At 66.5% G+C, this 2,344-nt stretch carries 3 protein-coding genes and 1 pseudogene; 2 read left to right on the plus strand and 2 right to left on the minus strand.

Going from position 1 to position 2,344, the window contains the following annotated elements:
• The coding region (locus KUM38_RS32890) for a transposase (RefSeq protein ID WP_254398125.1) at positions 1 to 173 on the minus strand (173 nt) is incomplete at its 3' end.
• A gap of 170 nt (positions 174 to 343) precedes the next feature.
• On the opposite strand from KUM38_RS32890, the gene KUM38_RS32895 reads away from it, so the two are divergent.
• Positions 344 to 976, plus strand: a complete 633-nt coding sequence (locus KUM38_RS32895; protein ID WP_217134944.1) for a DUF6368 family protein — start codon at positions 344 to 346, stop codon at positions 974 to 976.
• A gap of 60 nt (positions 977 to 1,036) precedes the next feature.
• Here KUM38_RS32895 and KUM38_RS32900 read toward each other — a convergent pair.
• Positions 1,037 to 1,637 (minus strand): annotated as a pseudogene (locus KUM38_RS32900) (transposase); the annotation flags it as partial.
• Positions 1,638 to 1,731: 94 nt separating this feature from the next.
• Here KUM38_RS32900 and KUM38_RS32905 point away from each other — a divergent pair.
• Complete coding sequence (locus KUM38_RS32905; protein ID WP_217134946.1) at positions 1,732 to 2,106, plus strand: hypothetical protein; 375 nt, start codon at positions 1,732 to 1,734, stop codon at positions 2,104 to 2,106.
• Positions 2,107 to 2,344 lie beyond the last annotated feature (238 nt).

A 2,344-nucleotide genomic window follows, 5' to 3' on the forward strand; every position in this document is an offset into this window, starting at 1 on the left:
TGCCGGTTGCCGTCCTCACCCAGGCGGGCCGCCATCGGCTCCACCGACTTGCGCCGCCCGTCCAGCAGCAGCCCGCGCACATACGCCTGCCCCCACCGCCGCTGATCGGCGCGGAAGAACCCGTCGAACAACTCCGCCGCGAACGCCTCCAGGCCCTCCCGGACCCCGGCCAACTCCTCAGGTGTCACACCACCCCAACGACACCCGCAGACCAACGGACACGCCACTCACGAGTGAAGATGACCAAGCCCTACCAGTGCTCTGACCGCATACGTTCGCCGGGATGGCAGCATCGGAGGAACAATTCGAACGGTGGCGGAGTCGATCAAAGTAGGCTCCCAGCATGTCTGGTCCGACGTTGGTGATCGAGTTGGCGGATCCGCTCTCCCCGTCTGAGCTACGGGAGTTCCGCGCGTTGATGGTGGCTCTCTCCTCCCACTTCGACGAGAAGCGGTCCGGGTTCTTCGACGTCAACGTGTCCGCAGAGCGACTGGGCGTCGAGGACGGGCGGGAGGAGGACTGGCGAAAGCCGTTCCCGCTTCCACTCCTCGACAACGTCTCCGCGGACGAGGAGCTCACGGCCCTGGTGGGATTCAATCCGCAGCGCGAGGACTGGCGTCGGCCCTTCCTGGTCTACTTGATGGGGCCTGGTGTCGGCGACGAGAGCCTCTTCGAGGCCGAGCACGCGGACGAGCCCGAGGTGGAGGCCGTTCTCGGTTTCAGGCCGACCCATGCCGTCAATGTCAGCGCCGGCTGCAATCGCGAGATCGACCACGTGGCCACGGCCCTGCTGGCCGCCGCTGTCATGGACGTCATCGGGGGCGTGGCCAAAGCCGAGCTGCTGGACGGACAGGCGTCGGTCGTCGCCGGCCTTCCGGGGGTGTTGGGGATCGCGGACGGCGACTGGATGGTGCTGGGTACGGCGGAGTTCCTGCGGGCCTGGGTCGGACACCCCGCCTTCCGGCTGGTCAAGTAGCCCAAACAGATCGCGGCGGCGGTGGTGCTGTGACCAGGAACGTTTCGACAGGTTGCCCGATCATGCGGCAAGAGCGGGTCGGCCGCCCCCAGCGGATGTTCTTCTCACTCCGGGTGCGGGCGCGCTCGCGCCGTTGGGCGGCCAGCACGTCGGGGTGGCGAGCGTTCTTGTTCCGCCGGCGCAGGTAGGCGTGCAGGGCGCGGGTCTGTGTGGTGTGGTTGCGGTGGTTGGAGTTGGCGACGGTGAACTGCCGCAGTGGTCCGAAGTGGGCTTCGATCGGGTTCGCCTAGGAGGCGTAGGTCGGGGTGAAGCACAGGTTCACCTTGTTCTTCTTCGCCCAGCGGCGGATGTCGGCGCCTTTGTGGGCGGACAGGTTGTCCAGGACGACGTGGATCGGGGCGCCGTCCGGGCGGGCGGTGCGGATCGACTTCAGTGCGGCCAGCGTGTTCGCGGCGCCCTTCTTGTGGCGGTTGACGCCCCAGAGGGTGTCGTCGTCGCTCGAGCAGCAGCCGTGGAAGTAGCGCACCCCGTGGGTGCGGTGATAGGTCGCGGGATGTCGTTCGGGCCGGCCTTGCTCGGCCCAGCATGATCCGGCGGTGGGCCGGATGCCGAGCGGCCCGAACTCGTCGAACGCGAAGACACGGTCCGGGAAACGCTCCAGCTACCGGCCCAACAAACGGCCCAAGAGCCCGACGGACAAGCCGCCGACCAGCTAGCCCGGGCTTCTCACACTCCAGCGTGAGAAAGTCGAGCACGTGATCGAGTCCTGGATCTTCGCCGACGACACCGCGCCGCCGTCACCGGCAGCGGCCATCGAGGTGCTTCGGGAACGGATCGGCGCCGGACAACTCGAGACATGGCTGACCAGTTCGTCCGGCCGGTCACTGGCCCTCATCAGCAACACCGAGCGGGCCATGGTCATGCTTCTGCACGGCGAAGACGATCCCGGCGAACACGCAGTGGACCCAGACGCGAGCGGCTCCAGCAAAGGCTTCGTCCTGGCAAACGGGCAACATGACGAGTATCCCGACGAGGACACCCTGCCCCTGGCGGAGGCCCTCCAGGTCGTTCAGTACATCCTGGCCACGGGTGCCCCGCCACCTCATGCTGCGTGGTCCATCGACCGCTGAACCGCGGCACCACCTGAGGAATTACGTGAACGTCTGGGTGGGGAATTACGTGATCGTCCGCAAGTCGGGCAACGCGCAGTGGGCTGAGTTCCGGCTTGAACAGCGCCCTCACAGGAGGTTTTCCGGGCCGGCGGTCACCGCTTACTGAGTTTTTCGTTAGTTCTGTGGTGGTGGGGGCTTCGGCAGTGTGAGCATGATGGTGTGTCTTCCAAGCCGCAGGATGCTGTTGCTGATGTCT

This window comes from Streptomyces sp. AC558_RSS880, from assembly GCF_019049255.1.
Lineage (GTDB): Bacteria > Actinomycetota > Actinomycetes > Streptomycetales > Streptomycetaceae > Streptomyces.

Excerpts from the sequence above, each read along its gene's own strand:
- KUM38_RS32895 (WP_217134944.1), top strand. The coding sequence starts at position 344 with ATGTCTGGTCCGACGTTGGTGATCGAGTTGGCGGATCCGCTCTCCCCG.